This is a genomic window from Knoellia sinensis KCTC 19936 (assembly GCF_000768705.1).
Classification (GTDB): domain Bacteria; phylum Actinomycetota; class Actinomycetes; order Actinomycetales; family Dermatophilaceae; genus Knoellia; species Knoellia sinensis.
In genome coordinates this window covers 76,903-94,451 of the sequence record NZ_AVPJ01000014.1, presented here as the reverse complement: position 1 = coordinate 94,451, position 17,549 = coordinate 76,903, and the positions used below count along the sequence as shown (strand labels likewise).

The following is a 17,549-nucleotide window of genomic DNA, read 5'->3' as shown; positions in this document are numbered from 1 at the left end:
CTTCCCCATGATCACGCGCGGGACTCTTCTCCACCCAAGAAACCCCGAGGGGTCACTTCCTGCTTCGGCTCGTGCCGACCCGAGAGAAGAGTGACGGCCCCGAGTGGTCCCCGCAACCCGCTTGACCAACTCCGGGAGAACCCTTTACCCACGCTTTACCTTCGGAGACTGACGGCAACGAGGGGCCGGTCGCACGGGTCCCTCATCGGGGCGGTCGCCGACCCGGTTGGGGCCCTGCGTCCCGGCCGGGATCGGGTACCCGTCCGGGGAGCCTCGCGAGGGCAACTCATCGCGACTCTTGGGGGCTGATTGTCTAGCCACCGGCCCTTTTGCCTCGGAGGCGACGCGTGGTGCGTCGAGCATATGGCGGGGTGGGGGCGTGAGTGGTCGATCATTGGGTTGAGCCCGAACTGTTCGGTGAGCGCGTCCAGTTCAGCGTCCTCACCTGCTGGAGTATTGAGGTACATCGCTAGCTCAAGGTTTCCGCCCTCTCCGAACACGAGCCCGTAGGAGCGGTCGGACTGCAGGTGGTGACGCTTGAGGCGCATGTAGGACTCGAGGCGCTGCTGGACTTGCTCAAGTTCGGCGCCTCGCGGGCGGGACCCGATGAACATGGTCGGATAGCCCCAGACGCCAGTGAACGAAAGGGTGGCGTCATGCGGCTGACGGTCCTCGCGGGACAGACGGGTGCATTTGTCGATGAGCTTCAGCACGCTGTTCTGTGCCTGGCGGGACAGCGCCAGCATGTCGGCGCCGAAACGGATCATGCCCGTCCCGTGCCCGTCGATCGTGTCGATGAGGTCGAGGATGCGTGGGTGCGCGTTGTACATGGGTTTCTCGGGTGGTGGTGACCCGATCGGGACGTGTTCTGGCTTGTGGCGATCCATCCATGCGTTGAGCGGTTGGCAGTGTTCGCCGACAAACGTGGGGACGGCGCTGCGGGCGCGTTCTCTACGGTCACGGGATGTGATCGGCCGTCGTGTTGGTTGTTGGATCCGGAGTTCGTCGGGGTCGGGCTCGACGTACAGGTCTGCGTTCATGAAGAGCATGAACAGGTCGAGTTCGTCGGATGCCCTGTAGTAGGTGGCGACGTCGGAGTCGGTGCGCCGGCGCAGGTACAGGAGAAACTCCGCGGGCCGGTCGCAGACCTGAGCAATGGTTTCCAGGTCGTGCAGCGACGTCACCCAAGGGGTGTGGTCGGCGGGCAGGAGGCCGGTTTCGCGGTGGTCGCCCAAGCTCGTTCCGAGGGGGCCCACGTCGTCGAGGAGGGCGACGACGGAGCGGATTTCCCGGACCTCTGACAGGTCAAGCCAGGTGCCGTCCTCGAGCCAGAGGCCGGCGTTCGTCTCGATGAGGGCTACGAGGCGTGCGGCTTGTCTGCAGCCGTCGCCGACGGTTGCCTTGAGGTCGCTCCAGAGGCGCTTCACGTCCCCGCGTCGCGCGGCGGCTGCCATCGACTTGCCTTTGACTTCGACACAGATCGCGACGTCGCCGACGATGAACAGTCCGTCTCCTTCGACGGTTTTCCCTACGCCCTTCGGGTTGGGGCAGTGGGCACCAAGCACGGAGTGGCTCGTGTCATCAGCGGGCGCGTAGTACTTGAACCCGGCGAGCCTCGGCGGCGTTCGCAGCACCTGCTCGAGCGATGCCAAGGCGAGTTGTTCGCTGACTACTTGGCGCACCTTCTTGTCGTAGCTGTGGAACTGCGCAGTGCCCGTGAGGGCGCCTTCGACGATCCGCCGGAGGGAGTCGAGGCCAACGCCATTGGTCGTTTCGACGTAGTTGCCTTCGCCGTCTGAGACCAGGGGCGTCGTGTGGAACGGGTTGCTGCTCGTCAGGAGGTCGTAGACCCTCCGCGCCGGGGGCACCGTGTCGTCGAACCTCTGCGAGAACGACTCCATGACCGAACGGATCGCGGCCAACTCAGCACCTGTGTCTGCGGCGACGTCTTCGGCGGTGATCGTTGCCCGGTCGGCGGGCAGGAACATGAACGGAATCAGTCTGGCCATGAACTCCTGCATCACGTCGTCTGGAACGTTGGCGGGTGCCGTCCCTTGGTGCCGCATCAGGATGTCGCCGGTGTCGTCGCGGAGCTTGGTCATCCGGTCGCCACCCAACTTGTGCATGGAGTCCCGGACGGTCCGCACGTCGCGGTAGGTGTAACCAAGGTGCTCGACCATCAGCGGGGTGACGATCGTGTTGTCGAACAGTTGGCTCTCGTGGGCCTCGCGGATGGTGTCGTACTGGAGGTTGCGGATGTACAGGACCGAGCCCTGGTACAGCGCAGCCAACGGTGCGAGGGGGTCGTCGCTGAGTCGCGCCTCGAACTGCTGGCGGTAGGTTGCGAGGCGAGCGAGGCGCTGAGCGCGATCGTGCAGCTGGCTGATCGCCTCGTGCGGGCGGGTGCTCATTCGGGGCGTGTCTGTATCGGGTTTGCGCGAGCTGCGACCGAGCAGCATTGCGGCGACGATCTCGACGTTGAGTGCCGACCCTTCCCACTCGAGGTTGGGGTCCGGAACGGGCGGGAACTCACGCATACGCATGAGCTCGATGACGTCAAAGGCGTCAGCGTTCTCCAAGAGTTTGAGCATCTCGTCGACCTCGACGGCTACAGCGCCGCGGAGGACATCGCGCACTTCGGCAGCGGTCTTGCACCCGACAAACATGCCAATCTCGGTGGCTGGATCGCCCAGGGACGCCAGATCGATGTTGGCGACGAGTTTGGCGATGGGATCACGACGGCTCATTCAATTCGCTCCTTGCGGCTCGGCAGCGTCCGGCGAGTCGTCGCAGCCCACCTCGAAAAGCCCTGCGGACACGCTGACGTGCACTCGCACGCGACCGCGTGCGTAGCAGTGGGTCGCTCATGGCTCACCTGTGCTCCTCTCAGCCTTGCCCAGATAGAGCAGCTGCTGCCGTCAGGGCTGCGGTCTGGGCGGCCGTCAGGGACCTTTCGAAATTCTGGGCGCGGGTCGAGCCAACTGCGGCAGGGGCGGCGCTGGCGTGGCCATGGGCAACGCGGGTCCAGACCCAGTGAACGGCGTACGGGTGGCTGCTGGCGCGAGTTCCGGGGCGGTTGGTGCGCGCCCATCGCGTGAACCAGCGGTGGGTTCGGGCGAGCCGGCGGACGCGGTGCTCGAGGTCGCGGTAGTCGACGTCGAGTCCACGGGTAGCCGCGCGGAGCGCAGCCACGACCTCCCTGGGCGAGCCGGTCAGGGAGGCGGAGCAGGCGCGTGCGGTGCGGTCGCCGAGGTCGGGTGCGAGGCCGAGGGCGTGAGCGGCTTTGGCCCACGAATCGATGTTGGGGTGGGTTCTGGCCAGGCAGAGGGAGGCGAACAACCCGACGGTGCGGGGTCGCGAATCGAAGAGCCCGATGAGGTGGGTCTCGACGAGGGGCTCAGGCAGCACTTGCGGGAGCTGCCTGGTGGACGCGGTCAGGGGTGGCACCTGGTCGAGGAGGTGGGAGAGGCGGCGTCGCGGTGCGTGGCTGGCCAGGACCAGTCGGGTGAGGGTGGGGGTCATGCGGGTGTGGTCGGCCAGCCAGCCGAGACGGCTTTCGGGCAGGTCGGGGAGGCTGTCCAGCCACGGCATCAAGCATTCGACTGCGGCGTCGAGGTCGCTGGCGGTCAGGACACAGTCGGCCGCGGTGAGGGCGTGGGATCTGAGCTGTGGGTCGTGGGGTGGGCGGAGGCCCCAGCGGATGGTCCGCCTGGGAGCGTCGGGACGCAGAGCCTGCGCCCACGCGGGTAGTCGGCTCGAGTCCGGGGCTGCGGTCGAAATGTGCAGGAGCAGCACCGCGAGTGACCGGGTGGTCGCGAGGTAGTCGGCGGGTGCCAGGTCCCCCAGCGCCGTGGAGGTGATGGCCCCTGCTGCCGCTTTGTCGTGGCGCTCTTGGCGGGTGATGCACGCTGGGTCGGCCGGTGTCGTGGGCAGCGCGGTGAGGTCGACGGTGCATTGCTTGCGCGGGCCCTGGCCGAGCGGGTTGCCGCACCGGGTTTCGGCGCCGACGACGCGCAAGGGTGAGTGCCTGTGGTCGCGGAAGGGACGGTGACACCCAGGGCAGGTGCTCAACACGTACACACCATGCACACGGCAGACGGTCGTGGTGGGCAGGCGCCAGATCAGGCGCCACCGGCCGTCGTGGGCCAGGCAGGGTGGGCAGATCTGGGTGCCGCGCCCGGGGAACCACCCTCGGGCGGCGACGGCGCGATGGCCCGACCTGATCGTCGGGTCGAACCCGGTCAGGTCGAGTGCGGTGTGGTCGTAGGCGGACAGGGTGGCTTGGTGGATCTGGTCCGGCCGTTGCCCGGTGAGGGCGGCGATCGCGGCAATGGTTGCGGGGCTGGGGGCGAGGGTGATGTAGCGGAGGGTGTCGCTGGCGTTGCGGATCAGGGTCACGAGGTGCGCGGTGCTGAGGTAGTTGGCGTCGGCGACCCGTTCGAGATACCCGTCGAGAGCCTCGCCGGGGTCGATCTCGACGATGGTGGGCAGAGGCGTCGCGGCGGCGGCGTTACCCCACATCACGACCCCCCATCTCGGTGGAGCTCTCTTGGGTGGGCGCGTCGGCTGTGGCGAGGTCCTCGGCAAGATCGAGCCGGTGCTGCCACCATGCCCGCAGGTGAAGTTTGGTCTCGGGATCGAGGTGGGCGTCGAACCGCACCATGGCTTCAGCGGCAGGCAGTGGGTGTGGTCCGCCGGCAGGGCGTCCGAGGGTCGCATCGAGCCACACCCAGGCGGCGCACTGCTCCGGGTCCACGTGTCCGCCGGCGGCCGTGGGCAGGGTGCGCAACGCGTCCGAGGGAAGCGCCCGGAGGTGACGGAGTTCGGCGCGGGCACGGCGCAGGTCTCGTAGTCCTTGCTCGTGAAGGAGGGTGGCGTGGACTGCGAGTCGTTCCAGGGCATAGGTGCTGCGCAGAACGCGGTGAACGACTCGGCGGGTGCGGGCTGAGGCGGCCGCGCCGTGCAGTTCCACGGCAGTGTTGAGGGTGAGGTCCTGGCCGTGGGCGCGCCCGGCCAGGATCGTCAGGGCGAGGGCTTCAGCGACCCGGAGGGTGCGTTGGTGTTCGGGCAGGACGATGGGTTCGCCGGTCAGTCGGAGGATGGTGGGGATGTGGCGGGGTTCGATTTGCTGGTCGTCGAGCAGGTCCAGGACGCCGTCGTGGGCTTCGGTGAGCGTGCGCCAGCCAGGGAGGACCTCCTCGCTGGGGTCCCATGGGTCGGCCATGACGGCGATCTCGTCCAGCAGATCCGTGGTGCCGGCGGGTGTGGCGGAGGCGTCCCAGGTCAGGGCGAGCAGAGTCGCGGTGACTGACGGCGGTCGGATGACCCCACCGGTTTGCTCGAGATTCCATTTCTCCCAGCGCACGATGCGGTCCCGCCAGTGCGTGGTTTCCCCGTCGGCCAGCGGTGGCCAGTTGCCCCACAGCGCGGGCTCCAACTCAGCCATGAGCGACTCCACGCGCCGCAGCCGGCCGCGGGCTTGTGAACTGCGCCGGGCCCGGGCCAGGCTGTCCAACACGTCGGGGTGGATCTGTCGCACCTTGTCCGGCACTGGTGGCGGGTGGGAGTCGTCGTGGTCGACCAGCAACGCACCGCACCGCAGGCAGAGGACCACGATGTTCAAACGCGCCGCGACGGTGTCGACGCACCCTGCGGGGCACGTCGCGGGTCGGCCGGCGTACCGGCGGCCGGTGCGGGCGCGCTCCGGCACGGCGCCCGGGAGGGCTGTCCGGAGGACCGCGTCGCGCATGCGGGGCACGGGCACCCCGGTGCTAGCGCTGAGGCGGGTGAGCAGATCGTCCGGTGGGTCTTCCCAGAGGCGTGCGGTGCGGGGGTGGCCGGTCAGGTCGGTCATGCTCAGGCGGTTCGCGGCCGCGACGCGTTCGAGGTAGGCGGCGATGTCTTCGCCCGGTTCAATGCTCACCGTCACGGGCAACGCCGTGTGCTGGGTGGTCATCCGACACCGCCACGTTCGCGGTGGCTCACGGACACGGTCGGGTGCAGCGGCTCAGGCGCGGGAGCGGGTCGGGCCGCGCCGGTGTATTCGTCGCGGGTCAGTTTGGCTGCGGGAACCGCGCGCACGTGGTCCTCGGTGACGCACCAGGTGCCGTCCTCGATCGCGGCGACCGTGGCGCGGCGGACGAGGTTGACCACGGCCTGCATCCGGCCGTGGGTGCCCTCCAGGATCAGGCCGGGGAGCTGGTTGTGGAGCATTCCGGGGCTGGCCATCGGCAAGTGCGGGGCGATCAGGCTGCCGCATTCTTTCAAGAATCGCTGCCATGCGACCGCGTCTTGGCCGGTGTCGGCGGCGTAGGGCGCGACGGTGAGTTCGTAGGCCCGGCCGGTCACTTGGGGGTCGTCCATGACCTTGTGGTGGGACAGGTTCGCGCCGGCGAAGATGACGGTTACCCCGTACTCCCCGACGGCGGTGACCACCGCCTTGAGATGGTCCAGGGCATAGCGGCCGAGCTTCTCGGTGAGGATCAGTTGGTGCAGGTCATCGATGATGAGGAGCCGCACCCCATGCTGGAGGAGCAGGTCGAGGGCAGTGACTTTCTTGGCGACGCTCTTCTCGTAGTCGAGGACCTCGACGACGAGCTCGTTGAACTTCGTGACCGTGGTCGCGGCCTCCAACGACAGCAAAAGCACCGGCGTGTGCGTCGGGTGGACCTGGTGCTCGCGGGTGCCGATCGTGCGCGTGACCGTGCGGCGGGCCATCACTGCGGTGTCGGCCCCCTCGCCCACGTGTTGGCGGTGGACGGCATAGGCGACCTGGTAGAGCAGGGTGGACTTGCCCATGACGTTGGGTCCGGTCAGGATCGCGACGTCGCGGGTGCCGGTCAGGGCTTCGGCGTTGTCCTCGATGAGGTGGTGGAGGAACGCCCGGATCCGTCGGTCGCGGTCGGAGTCGAAGTAGTGGCCGTTGAGGAACCGGCGCACGTCTCGTGCGTAGGCCGTCCGCTGCGTCTGCGACATTGACCTGGCTTGGGTCGTTGTCACGGGCGAAGGCGGTAGTGGGGGTGGGGTGTAGGCCCGTGCGTGCAGGAGGGACGCCTTCACTGCCCCTCCTGGGATTCGAGGTCGGGCCACGCCGTCTGGGTGGGATCGAACGTCAGGTCGCCGGCCGCGGGCGCCGGGCCCGTGCTGTCCGCACGGCGCCTGGTCGACGCCGTGGACGTGACCGTGCGGGTGCGACGGGTCGGGGAGGCGCTGGCAGCGGCGGCCGCCTCATCGTGGTCGAACTGGGACCGTGAGGCGCGCAGGTGGGCGGCGGTGACTTTGTTGGGTTTCCAATCGACCAGGTCAGGGTCGGCCCGGAGCCGGTCGATGGAGGCGATGTCGTTGACGGTGGTCAGGATTTCGCGCTGCAGCGCGGCCTTGTTGATGCCCTGGTTGGTCCCACCGCGGCGCCTGACCGTCTTGGTTGCCGCCTCGAGCACCACATCTGTCATGGGTGCGAGCAACTGGAAGGCGCGCCGCCAGGGGATCTCGACGGCGGCGCCGGTGTGTGGGTGCCGGAACCAGAGGCGGGAGAGGTCGCGCGGGTCGTAGAGGAACGGGGCGGCCCGGTCGCCGTCGCGGAAGAAGCCCTTCGGGACGTTCCTGAAGTCGTCCAGGTCAGCCGAATCGAAGGTGAGGTCCTTGTATTCGACGCCGTCGTGACGGATCGTCAACCACAGGGTGGGGAGCAGGTCATAGAGCAGGTCGGGTCGCTGGAGGACGTGAATGCGGCCCACGGCCAGGAGCAGTGCGTCGAACAGCTCGAGAGGGGTCATCCCGACCGCCGGTGATCGGTCCTCGATAGCGCGGTCGACCACGGTGATCCCGCCGTGCCGGGTGCGGTGGTAGTCGGTGGTGATGAACTCGCGCAGCCGCAGTTCGAGCTCGCGCGGGGTCAACCCCGGGCCATCCCCTTTGAAGGTGGCGCGACCCTTCTTGTCACGAACGATGGTGCCGGCGTCGCTCCCCCGTTGGGACACGTTCCGGCCCTTGTGACCGGCCAACTGCTGCAGGCACCGTTGGAGGGTTTCGTGCCACCGCTCCACAAAGGAGTTGTCCGTCGGCTTCTTGCCCCGGGACAGGAGAAGGTGAATGCCCAGGCTGGCGCAGACCTGCCGGAAGTAGCCGCCCGTGAAGATGCTGCCCTTGTCCGCGCGGATGGCGTCGGGGAGCAGACCCGGGATGGCGTGTTCGCCCAGAAGGGGTCGCCCGGACAGCCGCTCGGCCTCCACGATCGCGTCATCGATCGCGCCGACCGTCTCGGGGACACCGGCCCAGCGCCAGTCGTGTACCCGGTCTGGCTCGACGGCCTGGCTGAACGGGCGGAGGACGTCGTAGAGGATGAGCCCGGCCTCGACAGCGTTGGCGCTGCGCGGAACCACCCGCAACGCCAGGACCACGCGCGTGCACACGTCGATGGCGGTGATGATCTCCACGGACACGGCCTGGCCCGTCCACGGGTCGACACAGAATGTGTCGGCCCTGGTGACATCGATGGCGACAACCTGACCCGGGCGCAGCGCGGGGTAGGCCGACAGTGCCAGCACGCCTCGGAGCTTCTTCGTGGTGTGCGATCGCGTCGTGGCACCAGCAGCTTTCTTGAGGTGGCTGAGGTAGGCCCGCAGGGTCGCCTCCGGCACCTCCATTGCGTCCAGGCCCTCGGCCTTCAACGACAGGAGGGTTCGGCGGAAGAGCTCGTCGACCGACCGCACGGACCACGTGCCGTCCGGGTGGCTCACGAGCTCCTGGGCCACCCGACGGACTTCGGGGTCGAGGCTGGCGAACATGGTGTGGCGACGGACTCGGCGCTTGTCCACCAACGCCAGCAGGCCACCGTTGATGTCACGGTCGTAGTCGGCGAGCCAGTTCAACAGTTGGCGTTGCGACACGGCCCCGACCCGGCTGCGGGCGCTGGCCTTACCGCCTTCGAGTTCGCGTTGGCGACGTCGGTCCTGCTGCGCCTCCTGCTCGAGGACCTTGGCCATGGTGGCGCACTTCTTGGTGTCAGATGCCCCGTTCGCGGGGTCGAACGCGGGGAACGGCTCCCCCTTGCGAGCCAACGAACGATGCCCCCGGGCAAACCCGGTCTTGAGGGTCAGCACGATCTCCTGCCTGTCCAGGCTCTCCTGCAGGGCAGCGTCACTGAGCCCGGACAGCACCGCCACCAGTGACTCCGCGACGGCGTCCACGTGCCCCGAGACCACCGCCCGCGCTGGGGCCACATCGACCCAGGGGACCTCTGTCATGGTTCCGGCGATGTCACGGGTCGTGTAACCGATCGGTGAAATCCCGACGACCGTGCGTGGCCCTTCGGGGAACAGGATCAGCGCCCCGACGAAGAGTTCCACCCGCGCGCTCATGGCGCCCCCACTTCGGCAGTCGCCCACGCAATCGCCGTGGAGCGACCCCACGGCGCCCTGAGGTCCATGGTCAGTTCACCGGTCCACACCAAGTGCCACATCGACGACGTCAGAAAGCCGCGACCGTCGTCGGCGGCCAGGACGTCACCCACCGTGGTGGTGTCCCCCTCCACGACGCGACGCAACGTGGCCCTGGCCGGCTCCAACCACTCCGGCGGGCGACGAGCGCCGGCGATCCATCGCAGGTTCAGCGACTCCACCTCCGGGAAGCCGCCAAAGAGCACATAACCCCACCCGATCTCGGCGCACGCCTTGGCCGTCCTGGACGACACCACGTCGAAGGTCTCGTCGCGCCGATGCGGATGGCGCGCATCCCAGATCGTCACCGCCCCGTCACGATCCACGCTCAACAGGTCCGGGACATGCTTCACCCCGTCTTCCCACTTCAGCCGGGCCGGTTGCCCCACCAACCACACGGTCCCTGACAACCGGTCGAGCAACATCATCAGTTCATGCTCCAGACCGGACTCCAGGAACAGCCACCCATCCGTCGTCAACGAGATCGCCTGCACCGGGATGTTCCGCGACAACCGACCAGACTTCGTCCGACGCACCGGGCTGAGCTCACGCACCGGCGGCGGCCCCTGCAGCCACGACCACGGCGCCCGACGGGCCCCACCCACACAGAACGACCACGTCGCAGAGCCGACGTGGGCACCCACAGATTTCAGCACTACACTGGGCATGACAACTCCTCCTGCGTCCTCGACCGGATCAGGTTCTTGTCTCACGAGGGCGTCCCGCTGCAACGGGGCGCCCTCGACGCATTTCTAGTGGGAAGAGGGTAGACCTCCCACCCCACCGCGCACTAGCGCAGCACTTGCGATCTGGCAACCAGACACGCCGTGAACCCCTGTATGAAACATAGAACCCCGTTTGTGAAAAGTAGGACCGATCTCGACAACTAGAAGCCGCCGTCCTTGGCCATGTTGCTGAACCGGCTGTAGTGACCCTGGAAGGCCAGCACGATGTCGGCGGTCGGGCCATTTCGGTGCTTGGCCACGATCACGTCAGCTTCGCCATCACGCTCGGGGTCGGACCTGTCACGGTGCAAAAGGATCACCATGTCAGCGTCCTGCTCGATCGAGTTGTGCACCGCGATGCCGTTCGCGATGAAGTTGTGGCAATCGAGAACCGTTGCGTCGTAGACCTCTTCGAATCCATCCGGTTCGACTGCGACCACCGAATCCCAGAACACGTCGTTAACAGCCATCAGCTCCAAGTCCGCGTCGTCGAGAACGTCCGCAACCTTGGCGAGCCGCTGGCGTGAGGGAGCATTGGCATACATCGCCGATCCGCAGTATTGAGTTCCCATCGCGGCTTGGAACTCGCGGGTGGTCATTCCTTGAGAGGACATGGATTCACGGACGTCGTCCCAGACCTGCTTCGGGATCGTGTCGACGTTCGTGTTGCCCGTCAGGCCCCGCACGATGTCGAGCAGTCGCGCTGCCGCGACACCACGCGCACCGTGAACGCCGATCTCCTGGAGGAAGCGTCGCTGACTGTCCACGCCGGAGATGTCCAACGTGTAGCCGTCGCGATAGCCCGCCTTCTTGGTCACGCGAATCCGGGTCTGGACCCCGAACCGCAGCAGGAGGCGCGACAGGTCGTCAACCAGCCGCCTCGAGGTTGACGCGTAATAGATGCGGCCCCCGCGGCCGCTCTTGTTCACAGTGACAGAGCCGTCAGTTGCCCAGATGTGACGGATGAAGAGGGCGATCTGCTCCTTCGGGAGGTTGGAGACGTCGCGCGGGACGAACTTTTCGTGCAAGCGCGCGCCGAACAGGCCCAAGCCGTCAAGCCACTCTGCGATGGGGTTTCGCTTTCCCCGCGCCAACCGGAACGGCGCCGGGAGCCGCAATGTCGTGCAGCGGGCGACGGCGTACTCGTCGCGCACGGCCGAGATCCCGAAGACCAGAGCAGCCTTCGTCACGGCCTCGAGGTTCGCCTCGTCGATGCTCGCGTAGCGAATCGGCTGACGCTTTACGAACGACCCGTCACCGATGAGGTGCGCCAGCATGATCACTTCACCGTCGGCCCAATCACTGACCAAGAGTGGCGAAGGGACGTGGCGCGGCACGGCGATCCGATCCCCCGCACGCAGTGAGGCGAGCGGCGACCACCCCTCGTAAGTGAGGAACGGATGGTTCTCCGTTGAGCGGACGGTCTTGCCGGAGGCCAACGTCAGCTTGAATACCGGCGCCGTGCCCGTCGAGAAGGCGTGTGTCATCGTGCGCTTCGTGTAGCGGAGCCCGTCATCGAGGGCCCAGACCGTGAGGTCCTTCTCGCCGGAGCGAGCGATCTCTCCGATCGTCGTCTCGGCCCCGGTGTCAGCGCGGAGGATACGCGTCTCGGCTGGGAGACAACCGGATTCACGAAGATCTGACATCTGCGGACGCTTGTCGGTGCGCTGCTCCGGACCACGGTTCAGCTGGGAGATCGCGATGACCGGGACCTCAAGCTCCTTGGCCAACAGCTTGAGCGCACGCGAGAACTCAGCGACTTCCTGCTGACGCGACTCGACTTTCTTGCCCGAGCTCATGAGCTGGAGGTAGTCAATGATGACCATCCGCAGGTTGTGTTGCTGCTTGAGGCGGCGGCACTTGGAGCGGATCTCCATGAGCGACATGTTGGGCGAATCGTCAATGAAGAGAGGGGCATCGGAGATCTTGCCCATGATGCGGGCGAGCTTGTTCCACTGCTCCTGACCCTTGAGGCCCTTGCGGAGATCCTGGAGTTGGATCGTCGCCTCGGCGGAGAGGATGCGCATCGTGATCTCGGTGCGACTCATTTCGAGCGAGAACACCGCAGTCGCCATGTTGTGCTTGATCGCAGCCGCCCGGGCGATGTCGATTCCCAGCGTCGAGTTGTGCGTTGGCACCTTCGTGGGACCAGCCAGATACAGGTGATCCGCGTTGTCCACCTCGACGCAGCGAACCGGGACGGACGGCACACGCCGAATGTCCTGGACGTAGCGCGTGTCGTGAGCGACCTTGGTACGCAACCCAAGGTCGACCATCTGCTGAGTCGTGACGATCTCGCCCGCCTCGATAGCCCACTGGTGTTCGGCGTCGGCGACGATGACCGAACCGTCGGAGAACTCGACCTCGAAGCACGGCCGCCCCGCCATGACCTCGGTCGCCGCCACGACGCGGGTGGGGCGACCCGATGCATCGAGCAGCGAGTCACCCACAGCCACCTCGCCCATCGTCGTCCAGCCGGACGGCGTCGGCAGTGGCGTGTCCAGAGCCAAGGCCTTGCCCACCGCAGGGCGAGCCGCGACGACGATCATCTGGCCGGGGTGCAGCCCGTTGGTCAGCTGGTCGAGCTCGATGAACCCGGTCGGCACACCCGTCATTTCGTCGGTGCGCCCGGCCGCGGCCTCGATCTCCTCCATCGTCGCGTTGAGGATCTCGCCGAGCTGGTGGTAGTCCTCACCGCCGCGCTTCTCCGCGACCGAGTAGACCTCGGCCTGGGCGCGGTTGACGATCTCGTCGACGTCACCCTCTCCCTGGCCATAACCCATCTGCACGATGCGCGTGCCGGCCTCGACGAGGCGCCGCAACACCGCCCGCTCGTGAACGATCTCGGCGTAGTAGCCGGCGTTGGCCGCAGTCGGCACCGACTGGATGAGCTGGTGGAGGTAGGCCTGCCCACCGACCCGCGTCAGGTCGCCGCGCTTGTTGAGCTCGTCGGCGACGGTGATCGCATCGGCGGGCTCGCCGCGCCCATAGAGGTCGAGGACCGCGTCATAGATCAGCTCGTGCGCCGGCCGATAGAAGTCCGTCGACTTCGTGACCTCGAGGCAGTCGGCGATCGCATCCTTGTTGAGGAGCATCGACCCGAGCACGGACTGCTCGGCACCAAGGTCCTGCGGAGGAAGTCGGTCATCGGGAGGACCGTCGCTCGAGCCCGCATAGGTGTTGCTGAGCTCCGCGATCGACACCCGCCCACCCCTTCTGTCGAGAACGTTGCTGACAACCCTGTATGCCGTGTGGTCCAGTCCATCAGCCCCCACCGACAGTGCCGGGAGACGGGCATATGAGTGGTCCTGGAAGTCCAACCCGGCCCAACTTAGAACGTCCACCCGGCAGCGTCCCAATCCACGCGGCATACGATTTCGAGACCCTGGGGACAACCTGTGGACAGGGGGTGGAAAACGCCCGGTCCTGTTGTGCACAGTCCGTGGACAGCCCTGTGGACGAACCGTCGCAGCGTGAGAATTCGGCCCTCTGACCTGCGAGGTTGCTGTCCACCGCATGTGTGCAAAAGAAACTTTCGGGCGTGTCCCATCCACATGGCCCACGTCACACTCGCTGGAAGGCCGCTCCGGCGAGACCGTTTGCGCACCAGGCGACCTACCCGTGGTATCCCTGACCTGCAACGACGTTTCCGGTTGACGTCGCGGCATGCGACAAGATCGGCCCATGGCCTACTTCGAACGCACTGGTCCTTCGACGTTCCGCGCCACCGAGCACACCGGCGGCGCCTGGACTCTCGACGAGCAGCACATCGCCCCCGCCCTCGGACTGCTCGCCCACGTCGTCGAGCGCGATCGCGACCATCGCCACGGGAAGGAGCCCGGTCAGGCACTCCCTCTGTGCCGACTCTCCTTCGACATCCTCGGTGTCCTGCCCATCGAGGACGTCGACACCGAGGTGAAGGTCGTGCGCCCCGGCCGCAGCATCGAACTCGTCGAAGCGAGGCTGATCCATGGCGGCCGCCCCGCCGTTGTCCTCCGCGCCTGGCTGATGCAGACCCGCGACACCACCGTCGTCGCTGGCACTCCGACGCAGCCACTCCCTGGCCCTGCCCACACCCCCGAATGGGACCCCACGACGGTCTGGCCGGGCGGTTTCATCAAGTCGGCTCACCTGCGGCGACAGCAGCAGGAGCCGGGTCGCGCGCACTTCTGGGTGCGCACCGACGAGCCCCTCGTCGACGAGCCCTTCTCCCCCACGGCTGCGGCAATCGGCCTGCTCGACATCGCCAACGGGATGACCGTGCGCGAGGACCCGCAGAAGGTCGCCTTCCCCAACCTCGACCTCACCGCTCACCTCACTCGGGCACCACGTCCGGGGTGGGTGGGCTTCGACACGTCGGTCACGTTCGGGGACAACGGCATCGGCCTCACCAGCACGGTTCTGCACGACGAGGACGGCCCCATCGGAACGCTCAACCAGATCCTCACCGTCCGACCCACGGCCTGACGCCTGACGTTGGGGCGACAAGCGCTGGACTCAGCCAGCGGCGCGACCGTAGCGCTCGGCCGACCGCGCACGGGCCTTCGCCGCCTCGACCTCACGGTCCTTGGGCGGCGCTGTCGTGACGAGGTGGTCGAGCAGGTGCTGCGTCGCGTGCGCCACCTCGGCGACGGCGGCATCGAAGGCCGCCTGGTTCGCCTGTGAAGGCTTGGTCGACCCACTCACCTTGCGCACGTACTGGAGCGCTGCGGCATACACCTCCGAATCCGTGGCGGGGGGCTCGAAGTTGTGCAGCTGACGAATGTTTCGGCACATACCTTCAATGTATGCCGCACCGCTGACTCCCGACAGTGCGTCGCCTTCCGCTGTGGCTAGGGTCGACTCCATGGCCGAACGCGCACGCCGATTCCTCGGGAGCGGGAGCGAACCCGACCCGCGCTTCACCCTCGCGAACGAGCGAACGTTCCTCGCGTGGATCCGGACCGGGCTCGCGCTCATCGCTGGTGCCGTGGCGCTCGAGGGGTTCGGCGTGAATCTCGACGAGACCGTGCGGGGGACCCTCGCAGCCCTGCTCATCGTCGTCGGAGCCGTCGTGGCGATCGGTGCAGGCGTTCGCTGGCTGCGTGTGGAGCAGGCGATGCGGGAGGGTCGGCCGCTCCCCTTCCCCACGATCATCCCGTTCCTGATCATCACGCTGGTCCTGGCTGGCGTGATCCTCCTCGTGCTCGTCATGCAGTGACGATGACCAGACACCACACCCCACGCACCGACGCGGGACTGCAGCCAGAGAGAACGTCGCTCGCGTGGCAACGCACGGCCATCTCGTTCGTGGCGGCGTCCCTGTTGTTCCTGCGCTGGGGGCAGCAACACGGGCAGATCGTCGCCCTGGTCGTGGTCGTCTCGGCCCTGGTCGCCACGTGGATCTTCTTCCACGCGCGAATTCGGCTGAAGCGGATCGGTCGGCTGTTCCCGGCACCCGGGCTCGACCCGGCGACGACCGAGGTCCTCGTCGTCACCGGTTCGACGGTGGCCCTCGCCGCTGCTGCCCTCTGGGTCACCCTCGGATAGACCCGACTTTGTGCCCCATTGGGCCACTTCCAGCACCTTCGCGCGTTCCGCGCAACGGGCCCAATGGGGCACAAAGTCGGGGATTGGTTGTTCAGTGGGCGGCGGTGGCCTCCCAGGTCTGCAGGTAGGACTCCGCACCGGCCATGAGGTCGTCGACCAACGCCTGACCACCGACGAGGCGCAGGTCCTCGACCCAGTCCGGCACCTGCCCGTAGTGCGCGACACCGTCGACGTTGACGTCCCAGGTGCGCTCACCCGTCTTCTGCCGGTCGAGCGTCGAACCGCCGTCGACGGAGGTGAACGGATAGACGACTGGCCCCTGGGGTGAGGTCGCCGCCCCCGTCCTCGGAGCAGGCGTGCCACCGAAGCCGTTCATGTCCATGCCGTAGCCGTAGCCGACGCCGTGCTTGTTTCGCAGCGCATTGCTCGACTGCCAGTCGTCGACGAACTGCGTTGTCCCGTGCCCGTATTGGGTCGCGAACCCGCCGACGGCGTACAGCCGATCCATGTAGGAGTCATCCATCCATGAGTGCGAGCTCAGAGCACCTGCGTACTGCTCCGCTTCGAGGATGTCGAGCGCCCGATCAGCCGCCTTGGCCGACATGTGGTCGATCTCGACCATCATGTTTCGCTCGATCATGCCGCGCAGCGCGTACTCACCGAGCGAGGACAAACCGCGCGGATTGCAGTGCGGCCCATCGGGATACGCCGGCAGGATCGCGAGCGGGAACGCGATGGCGAGCTCCTTGGGCAACGCCCCGGAGACCGTGTGGTCCGGGACCTCGCCGGGCTGGCACCTCCGCGGGTTCCACCACGTGCCCGTCGTGAGGAACTGACCCAAGTTGACGATGGTGCCCGTTGTGCCCTCGTCGTAGCGGACCCCGCACAGGGCGTTGTCGAACTTGTGGCAGAGGAACATCGACGAGACACCGAGAGCCTTGAGCTCGTCGAGGCCGCGGTCGATCTGGGAACGGCTGCACCGGGGGAAGGTGAGGGTCTGCTTGCAGCCGAACGGCTCGGAAACCTCGACGCCGAGGACGACGGCGAGCTTGCCCTGCTTGACGACGTCCCGCGCCTCCTGCGGGTTCGTGACGACCCGGAACCAGCCCTTGCCCTTGCCGCCGTACTGCTGGTCGACGAAGGCCTCCAGCTCACGCGTCTTCTGGGCTTCGCGGCGCACCGCGTCCATGTCGTCACATGAGGTCCTGTTGGGCGGGTTGACGACGCCGTTGATCGTGCAGAGCCCCGAGTTGGAGACGAGGTCGTTGACCATGATGCGCTGCCCGCCGCGCCAGGCCCGCTCGACCCACTTGTAGTACATCTGCTGGTGGGTGAAGGAGTCGTATGCCGGCCAGAACCTGAACGTCGGCCAGCCCACCGTGTCGTGGCTCGCGAAGGGATTGCCGCCAAGCCGCGGGTTGGTGAGGTTCTCGATGAGTGCCGCGTTGCCGTTGGGCTTGTGCGTGTTGCAGTCCTGGAGCGCATCGGCGATGCCGTGGACGCTGAACGTCTTGCCGCACACCACATTTCCGCCGAAGCCCTCGTCGCTGAACATATGTGTGTGTCCGTCGACCAGGCCGCGGACCTCGCCGCCGCGCGTCCCGGTGAACGGGGCGCCGGTGACGTTGACCTCGGAGTCCGGGGTCTGCGGCTTGGTCGGCTCGAACCACGTCGGCGGGGCGGCCGTGGCCGCCGTGGAGGTTCCCGTCAGCACGACGAGACCTGCAAGGCCTGCCGAGAGGACGGCATACAGAGATCGCCGAAGGCGACCACGAGGGGACGTGCGGGTACGCAAAACCAAGCGGGAACTCGTCATTGAGGCCTCCAGCTGAAGGAATGGTGGCTGGAGTCTAGGACA

General features: G+C 67.1%; 12 protein-coding genes. 3 read left to right on the top strand and 9 right to left on the bottom strand.

The genetic code is table 11. The features are described 5' to 3' along the window. Window positions 1-155: 155 nt before the first annotated feature. From N802_RS15495 to N802_RS15465, 7 genes are all read right to left on the bottom strand, one after another. Window positions 156-2,747 (bottom strand): hypothetical protein, encoded by a 2,592-nt coding sequence (locus N802_RS15495; RefSeq protein WP_035917946.1) that lies wholly within the window; start codon window positions 2,745-2,747, stop codon window positions 156-158. Between the two features lie 139 nt (window positions 2,748-2,886). After that, window positions 2,887-4,521, bottom strand: a complete 1,635-nt coding sequence (locus N802_RS15490) for a TniQ family protein (protein WP_035917945.1) — start codon at window positions 4,519-4,521, stop codon at window positions 2,887-2,889. Then, entirely contained in the window at window positions 4,511-5,956 is a 1,446-nt protein-coding gene (locus tag N802_RS20505) for a hypothetical protein (protein ID WP_035917944.1), read from the bottom strand. The genes N802_RS15490 and N802_RS20505 overlap by 11 nt, the downstream gene beginning before the upstream one ends. Continuing rightward, entirely contained in the window at window positions 5,953-6,999 is a 1,047-nt protein-coding gene (locus tag N802_RS15480) for a TniB family NTP-binding protein (RefSeq protein WP_156971448.1), read from the bottom strand. Before N802_RS15480 ends, N802_RS20505 begins: the two co-directional genes overlap by 4 nt. A gap of 56 nt (window positions 7,000-7,055) precedes the next feature. Next, window positions 7,056-9,359 (bottom strand): hypothetical protein, encoded by a 2,304-nt coding sequence (locus N802_RS15475; protein ID WP_156971447.1) that lies wholly within the window; start codon window positions 9,357-9,359, stop codon window positions 7,056-7,058. Beyond that, window positions 9,356-10,105 (bottom strand): TnsA-like heteromeric transposase endonuclease subunit, encoded by a 750-nt coding sequence (locus tag N802_RS15470; protein WP_084072269.1) that lies wholly within the window; start codon window positions 10,103-10,105, stop codon window positions 9,356-9,358. The genes N802_RS15475 and N802_RS15470 overlap by 4 nt, the downstream gene beginning before the upstream one ends. A gap of 218 nt (window positions 10,106-10,323) precedes the next feature. Continuing rightward, window positions 10,324-13,365, bottom strand: a complete 3,042-nt coding sequence (locus N802_RS15465) for a replicative DNA helicase (RefSeq protein WP_035917940.1) — start codon at window positions 13,363-13,365, stop codon at window positions 10,324-10,326. A gap of 481 nt (window positions 13,366-13,846) precedes the next feature. Between N802_RS15465 and N802_RS15460 the strand changes: the two genes are divergently transcribed. After that, complete coding sequence (locus N802_RS15460) at window positions 13,847-14,629, top strand: thioesterase family protein (RefSeq protein WP_035917938.1); 783 nt, start codon at window positions 13,847-13,849, stop codon at window positions 14,627-14,629. A 30-nt stretch (window positions 14,630-14,659) separates the two neighbouring features. Here N802_RS15460 and N802_RS15455 read toward each other — a convergent pair whose 3' ends face one another. Further along, window positions 14,660-14,938, bottom strand: a complete 279-nt coding sequence (locus N802_RS15455) for a DUF2277 domain-containing protein (RefSeq protein WP_035917936.1) — start codon at window positions 14,936-14,938, stop codon at window positions 14,660-14,662. Between the two features lie 70 nt (window positions 14,939-15,008). On the opposite strand from N802_RS15455, the gene N802_RS15450 reads away from it, so the two are divergent. Next, on the top strand, window positions 15,009-15,362 hold the full coding sequence (locus N802_RS15450; RefSeq protein WP_035917934.1) for a YidH family protein: 354 nt from the start codon (window positions 15,009-15,011) through the stop codon (window positions 15,360-15,362). Between the two features lie 2 nt (window positions 15,363-15,364). Further along, on the top strand, window positions 15,365-15,691 hold the full coding sequence (locus N802_RS15445; RefSeq protein ID WP_035917995.1) for a DUF202 domain-containing protein: 327 nt from the start codon (window positions 15,365-15,367) through the stop codon (window positions 15,689-15,691). Between the two features lie 91 nt (window positions 15,692-15,782). Here the strand turns inward: N802_RS15445 and N802_RS15440 are convergent, their stop codons facing one another. Then, entirely contained in the window at window positions 15,783-17,507 is a 1,725-nt protein-coding gene (locus tag N802_RS15440; protein ID WP_245613965.1) for a dipeptidase, read from the bottom strand. Between the last annotated feature and the right edge of the window lie 42 nt (window positions 17,508-17,549).

Bases quoted from the DNA above. Each gene is read 5' to 3' on its own strand.
- N802_RS15455 (WP_035917936.1), bottom strand. From the start codon at position 14,938: ATGTGCCGAAACATTCGTCAGCTGCACAACTTCGAGCCCCCCGCCACG.
- N802_RS15470 (WP_084072269.1), bottom strand. From the start codon at position 10,105: ATGCCCAGTGTAGTGCTGAAATCTGTGGGTGCCCACGTCGGCTCTGCG.
- N802_RS15495 (WP_035917946.1), bottom strand. From the start codon at position 2,747: ATGAGCCGTCGTGATCCCATCGCCAAACTCGTCGCCAACATCGATCTG.
- N802_RS15450 (WP_035917934.1), top strand. From the start codon at position 15,009: ATGGCCGAACGCGCACGCCGATTCCTCGGGAGCGGGAGCGAACCCGAC.
- N802_RS15445 (WP_035917995.1), top strand. From the start codon at position 15,365: ATGACCAGACACCACACCCCACGCACCGACGCGGGACTGCAGCCAGAG.
- N802_RS20505 (WP_035917944.1), bottom strand. From the start codon at position 5,956: ATGACCACCCAGCACACGGCGTTGCCCGTGACGGTGAGCATTGAACCG.
- N802_RS15460 (WP_035917938.1), top strand. From the start codon at position 13,847: ATGGCCTACTTCGAACGCACTGGTCCTTCGACGTTCCGCGCCACCGAG.
- N802_RS15440 (WP_245613965.1), bottom strand. From the start codon at position 17,507: ATGACGAGTTCCCGCTTGGTTTTGCGTACCCGCACGTCCCCTCGTGGT.
- N802_RS15475 (WP_156971447.1), bottom strand. From the start codon at position 9,359: ATGAGCGCGCGGGTGGAACTCTTCGTCGGGGCGCTGATCCTGTTCCCC.
- N802_RS15490 (WP_035917945.1), bottom strand. From the start codon at position 4,521: ATGTGGGGTAACGCCGCCGCCGCGACGCCTCTGCCCACCATCGTCGAG.